Origin of the sequence: Streptomyces beijiangensis, from assembly GCF_017315755.1 — a bacterium.
Lineage (GTDB): Bacteria > Actinomycetota > Actinomycetes > Streptomycetales > Streptomycetaceae > Streptomyces > Streptomyces beijiangensis.
In genome coordinates this window covers 1-5,888 of the sequence record NZ_JAFLRJ010000464.1, presented here as the reverse complement: position 1 = coordinate 5,888, position 5,888 = coordinate 1, and the positions used below count along the sequence as shown (strand labels likewise).

General features: G+C 68.4%; 7 protein-coding genes. 5 read left to right on the top strand and 2 right to left on the bottom strand.

Going from position 1 to position 5,888, the window contains the following annotated elements:
• Window positions 1–532 (top strand): type ISP restriction/modification enzyme (locus J0695_RS34725; protein WP_307798866.1); only part of this gene is annotated, 532 nt, incomplete at its 5' end.
• A gap of 172 nt (window positions 533–704) precedes the next feature.
• On the opposite strand, the gene J0695_RS34720 is transcribed toward J0695_RS34725, so the two are convergent.
• Window positions 705–968, bottom strand: coding sequence for a hypothetical protein (locus J0695_RS34720; RefSeq protein WP_206968755.1), 264 nt, complete (start codon window positions 966–968; stop codon window positions 705–707).
• A 194-nt stretch (window positions 969–1,162) separates the two neighbouring features.
• On the opposite strand from J0695_RS34720, the gene J0695_RS34715 reads away from it, so the two are divergent.
• Window positions 1,163–2,809 carry a serine/threonine-protein kinase gene (locus tag J0695_RS34715; protein WP_206968754.1) on the top strand — a complete coding sequence of 549 codons (1,647 nt, stop codon included), beginning with the start codon at window positions 1,163–1,165 and terminating at the stop codon, window positions 2,807–2,809.
• Here the strand turns inward: J0695_RS34715 and J0695_RS34710 are convergent.
• Window positions 2,793–3,602, bottom strand: a complete 810-nt coding sequence (locus tag J0695_RS34710; RefSeq protein ID WP_206968753.1) for an SGNH/GDSL hydrolase family protein — start codon at window positions 3,600–3,602, stop codon at window positions 2,793–2,795. The genes J0695_RS34715 and J0695_RS34710 overlap by 17 nt on opposite strands.
• 403 nt (window positions 3,603–4,005) lie before the next feature.
• Here J0695_RS34710 and J0695_RS34705 point away from each other — a divergent pair, with 403 nt between their 5' ends.
• The 3 genes from J0695_RS34705 to J0695_RS34695 form a co-directional block, all read left to right on the top strand.
• Entirely contained in the window at window positions 4,006–4,344 is a 339-nt protein-coding gene (locus J0695_RS34705; protein WP_307798865.1) for a hypothetical protein, read from the top strand.
• A gap of 320 nt (window positions 4,345–4,664) precedes the next feature.
• Complete coding sequence (locus J0695_RS34700; protein ID WP_206968752.1) at window positions 4,665–5,528, top strand: glycosyltransferase family 2 protein; 864 nt, start codon at window positions 4,665–4,667, stop codon at window positions 5,526–5,528.
• On the top strand, window positions 5,525–5,888 hold a 364-nt coding region (locus J0695_RS34695; protein ID WP_206968751.1), incomplete at its 3' end, for a glycosyltransferase family 2 protein. The genes J0695_RS34700 and J0695_RS34695, both read left to right, overlap by 4 nt.

The window sequence follows — 5,888 nt, the reverse complement described above, 5'->3', positions numbered from 1 at the left end:
TCCGGATGTCGCCGACATGGAAGTCCCGCGCCTCGGGCGGTACGGGCGATATCCGGCCCGCGCCGACGAGCAGCGCCTCCTCCTCGGGGTCGTAGCCGATCTCTGCGGGGCGGGCGGGGACCGGCGCCCGCACGTAGGGCCGGCGTCCGCCCGCCCCGCAGAGATCGGCTACGACCCCGAGGAGGAGGCGCTGCTCGTCGGCGAGGGCCGGATATCGCCCGTACCGCCCGAGGCGTGGGACTTCCATGTCGGCGACATCCGGATGCTGGAGCTCTGGTTCCATCGCCGTACGACCGCACCCGACCTGCCCGCCTGGACGCAGGAGTGGACGTCGGAGCTTCTGGAGCTGATCACGGTGCTCACTCTGCTGACCGGACTACGGGCATCAAGGCCGGAGTTGAGCGGCCCGTATCTGACGCGTTCCGAGCTGAGGGCGGCAGGAGTCCTGCCCGTACCGCCGGCGTCGCGCCGCCCCGCATCGGTCCTCGACCATCACGAGGAGGGACCCGAGGGCCAGTTCGCGCTGCTGTAGGAGACCCTGCGGCCAGTGCCGTGCACACTCCGGGCGAGCACACCGACACGCTGCTGAGTGCCCCGGGAATGACAGCGGGGCAGCGAGCAGCGTTGCGCCGGGACGGTGTGATCGCCAGAGCGTCTGCTGCCGGCGAAAACGAACAGCCGGATTCCTGCGGAGGGCCGAAGGGTCAGCCGCGGCTGCCGAACAGCGTGCGGCGCAGCCGCCGCAGCGGCGCGAAGAGCTTGACCCGCGCTCCCTTGCCAGTGCGGGAGTGCGCGACGTCACGCGAGGTGAGCTCGCGCATCAGCAACGTCGCCTCTGCCGACTCGCGCTGCGGGACGGCAGGACCGCCAAGCACCGAGAGATGGCGGTCGAGACGCGAGCTGGTCGAGCCTGTTCCACACGTGATCGCAGGCACTCGCGGCCTGCTGCGCACTGTTATCTGTTCCATGTCACTCCCCACCCTTTCGAGGGCACCCGGCCCGGGCAGGTTAACCCTATCGCCCCCTCGTGACACTCGTGTATCCCGGTAGCAGGATTCACCGCTCCGGTACGGGGTTGACACAGGCCTCCTGCCCAAAGAGGCGTCGTCTCCACTGAGTTGAGCTAGCTTGGAGTGGTTTCCACCGGGATGGGGGCTCACCCGTGACCGAAGTACCCGACGAGCAACGGGTGGTGGCAGGCCGTTACCGGCTGCTGAGCCAACTGGGCCAAGGCGGCATGGGCATCGTCTGGCGGGCCCGCGACGAGGTCCTGGGCCGCGAGGTCGCGGTCAAGGAGGTGCGCGCGCCCGGCGTGCTGCCCTCCGGCGACGTACACAGGCTCTACGACCGCCTGGAGCGCGAGGCCTGGGCCGCTGCGAGGATCACCCACCGCAATGTGGTGACGGTGTACGACGTCGCCTCGCACGACGGCCGCCCGTGGATCGTGATGGAACTGGTGCGCGGCCTCTCGCTCTCCGACGTCCTGGACGCGGACGGGCCGCTCCCCCCGCAGCGCGCCGCACACATCGGCGCCGAGGTGCTCGCCGCGCTGCGGAGCGCGCACGAGGCGGGCGTACTGCACCGCGACGTGAAGCCGGGCAATGTGCTGATCGGCAACGACGGGCGGGTGGTGCTGACCGACTTCGGCATCGCCATGGTCGAGGGGACCTCCGCGCTCACCATGACGGGCGAGCTCATCGGCTCGCCCGACTACCTGGCCCCCGAGCGGGCGCTGGGGCGGGCGGCGAGCCCCGCGTCGGACCTCTGGGCGCTCGGCGTGCTGCTGTACGTGACGGTGGAGGGCAGTGCGCCGTTCCGTCTCGACACTCCGCTCGCCACGCTCCGCGCGGTGGTCGAGGAGGAGTTGCCGCCCCCGCGCCGGGCGGGCGCGCTGGCACCCGTGATCGAGGGGTTGCTGCGCAAGGACCCGGCTGACCGCCTCGGTGCGGAGGAGGCGGGGCGGATGCTGCGCGCGGTGGCCGCGGGCGGCACGGCAGCGGCGCCCACGGTGGCGGCCTCGGGACCGTACGGCCCCACGGTGACGGCGGGGACGCCCCCGCCGTACAGGCCGGCTCCGCATCCCGTGCAGCCGACCGTCCCCTCCGCGTATCCGGCGACCGGCGGCGCCACAGGACCGACCACGCCCATGTCACAGACCCGGCCGCGCAGGGCCGGCCTGGTGCTGGCCGCCGGAATCCTCGTACTGCTGCTGGCCGTCGCCGGGATCACCTGGGCGCTGCTGCACAACAACGGCAGCAAGGACAAGGACAACAACACCTCCGCCGGCGGCTCCTCGTCCTCGGGCCCCTCGACAGGGAGCACCACCCCGTCGGAGAGCGGCCACAGCTCGGCGAGCAGCGGCGCGAGCACTCCGGCCGGTGGTGGCGGAGGCGGTAAGAAGAGCAGCCCGCCTGTCCAGTCGGTGAAGGTGTACGTCCGGACGGTGCGCGGGAGTTACGAAGGGACCTGCCCGCCGCCCCAGGCGCAGGCCCCGGCCTTCACGGCGGACTTCACGGTCGGCCGTACGCCGGTGACGGTCGAGTACCGCTGGATCACCGCGAACGGTCAGGGGTCCGACTCGGGCTGGAAGACGCTGGACTTCCCCGACGGCGGCGCAAAGACCCAGCAGGTCGACCACACCGAGCTGACCTACGAGGCGGACGGGACGTACCGGGACCAGATCCGGGTGGAGGTCCGCAGCCCCTCCCGGGTGACGTCCGATCCGGTGCGTTTCTCGGTGACGTGCCGGAAGGAGACCCCGACGGACGGGGCCTCCTCCCCGACAGGGAGCGTCAGTCCGTCGAGTTGAGTACGGGCAGGTAGCCGCCCGACTGTCCGGCGGCGGTGGGGTGGTAGGAGACGCCGATGTCCAGCCAGTTGAGGCTGTGCAGCCAGGCGTTGGACGAGCAGATCTCGTGGCCGGTGAAGGTCCCGGTGACATCACCGAAGCTGAAGCCGTGGTCGGCCGCACGCTTCGCGGTCGCCGCGTTGAGGTAGTCGGCCGCGCCGTTGATGGCGGCGCGCTTGGTGTCGCTCAGACCGGCGATGCAGCTGCCGCCGATCTTGTAGAAGCGCGGGTATCCGAGTACGGCGACGTGCGCCGCGGGGGCCTTTGCGCTGATCGTCGAGTACACCTGGTCGAGTTGGCCCGGCAGGGTCGAGTCGACGTAGCCGCGCGCCTGTGCGACGCGGCTGAGGCAGGTCGCGTCGGAAGAGGTGACACAGGTGGTCATGACGTCCGAGAAGCCGGCGTCGTTGCCGCCGATGGTGATCGAGACCAGATCGGTCGATGAGTTGAGGGCGCCGAGCTGACCGGAGAGAACATCACCCGTACGAGCGCCGGAGCAAGCGGCGAACGCGAACGTGGAGGGTGAATGCGCGGCCGCCCAGAGGGCCGGATAGGCGACCGTCGAGCGCTTGCAGGAGCCGCTGGCACTGTCGTAGCTGCCGGCTCCGACACCCGAGGAGTACGAGTCTCCGAGGGCCACATAGTCGATGGACTGGGCCTGTTGGGCTGCGTTGGCCGCGCCCGCCCCGGTGAGGGCGAGGACGACGGCGAACAGAAGTGAGGACGCGTATGACGCGAATCGGGACAGTTTCATGGAACCTCCCTTAGCAGGATCTCTGCCACATCTGTCGTACCAGGCCCCATCAGGCAGCGGAAGTGTCCATGTCAAGACTTTCACCGTTCACTCATCGTCATGTCGCTTAACACTCTTGTAATGACACGCAGTTGAACGAAAGTGACCAGTGAGCTCTCCGGAGGCGCCCCACACCTCCGGGAAGCCCATACGCACCGCACGCGTCCTTGACGGAGGTCGCCGGACTGCGCGACATTGAATCCGGCATCAGACGCTTCGGGGGGAATCGTCGGCTATGCAGACTCTTGGCAGTAGATCAAGCGACTCGTCACCGGCTCAGCCGGGCCGGCCGGGTCGCCTGGCAACAGCGGCGTGGTCCGACTCGCTGCCCGCCGTCGCGGGTGCGGCACTCGCCGTCTCTGCGGTGGGCGCCGCGCTGGCGCTCGCCGATCTGGCCTCGCCTCTGCGCGCTCCTTTCGCACTCTTCTTCCTTCTGGTGGCTCCCGCCGCCGCGCTCTCGGCGAATCTGCGCGGACTGGAACCATTCGGACGCCTGGTGGCGTCTTCGGCAGGGGCAGTCGGTATCGATCTGCTCATTGCGGAGATCATGCTGACCACGCATATGTGGTCGGCCCGGAGCGGGGTCGCGGCCGTGGCCGTGATCAGCTCGCTCCTCTTCCTGCCGGCTCTCGTACAGCACAGCACGCGATCATCGAATTCAATGAATGATCGCGAAAGTACGGTCGAAATTACAAAACGGTGAGACCGCGTTAAAGGTCTTGCCATACAGTCCCAATCGTCAATACCGTCGTACATCCACCCGCACCGGTCCTATGCAAAGCGGCTCTAGGGGAGGGCTCAAGCGTCGCGATGGCAACCGGTGAGGGAGCGCGGTAGGGGGGTGCCGTTCTCGGTGACCGAAGTAATGCCGAGTCTCGGGCCGCGCAAGCAGTAATGCCAGCTCACCCAGCATGCACGGAGCGCTGATTCGTCATGCCCGGGTGAGAACCCCCCTTTCGAACCGGAAACTCATCCGGACTGCCCGGGGGCGGGCGGTCCACCGGTGGAGAGGGAAACAGATTCATGAGCTCATCTCTACGCCCGGCCGCTCCGGGACAAGATCCAGTGACCGCGTCTTCAGGGAACGGCAATTCGACCGAGACGGCGATTGTTCGAATACCAGCCGCGTACACACCGGTCTCCTCGCACCTCGCCATTGCGCCTTTGGTGAGCGTCGTGATTCCCGCCATGAATGAGGCGGAGAATCTTCCCTACGTCTTCAAGTCGCTTCCCGACTGGATCCACGAAGTGGTTCTGGTGGACGGCAATTCAACCGACGACACCGTCAAGGTCGCCCGCGAACTGTGGCCCGACGTGGTCGTCGTCAAGCAGGTCGGCAAGGGCAAGGGCGACGCCCTGACCAGTGGATTCGCCGCCTGCAGCGGCGAGATCATCGTGATGGTCGACGCCGACGGCTCGGCCGACGGCCAGGAGATCGTCAGTTACGTGTCGGCGCTCGTCGGCGGCGCCGACTTCGCCAAGGGCTCGCGCTTCGCCAACGGCGGTGGCACGGACGACATGACGCCGATCCGCAAGCTCGGCAACTGGGCGCTCTGCACCATCGTCAACCGCAAGTTCGGCGCCCGCTACACCGACCTCTGCTACGGCTACAACGCCTTCTGGAAGCACGTCCTGGACGATGTCGTCCTGGACTGCACCGGCTTCGAGATCGAGACGCTCTTCAACATCCGGGTGGTCAAGGCCGGCCTGCGCGTCCAGGAGGTGCCGAGCCACGAGTACAACCGGATCCACGGCACGTCCAACCTCAGCGCTGTCAGGGACGGCATCCGCGTGCTCAAGGTGATCCTCACGGAGAAGGCGACCCGCAGGCCGAAGAGCCGTCCGCAAGCGATCGGCCTCAACTCAGGGCGGGGAGAGGTGTCTTGAGCGAGCAGGCCATCTCCGTGGTGATCTGTGTGTACACCGAGGACCGCTGGGAGGACATCCTGGCGGCCGTCGACTCGGTGGTGCACCAGTCGCTGCCGGCTCTCGAGACGCTGCTGGTCGTGGACCACAACCCGGCGCTGCTCGTCAGGCTCGGCCAGGAGTACAAGGAACACACGGGAGCCAAGGAACACACGAGGGACGGGGAGGTGCGGGTGCTCGCCAACGCGGGCCCCCGCGGCCTCTCCGCCGGCCGCAACACGGGGATCGCCGCCTCCCGCGGCGGGATCATCGCGTTCCTCGACGACGACGCGGTGGCCGAGCGCGACTGGCTGCTGCACTTCGCCGCGGGGGCGGCGATCC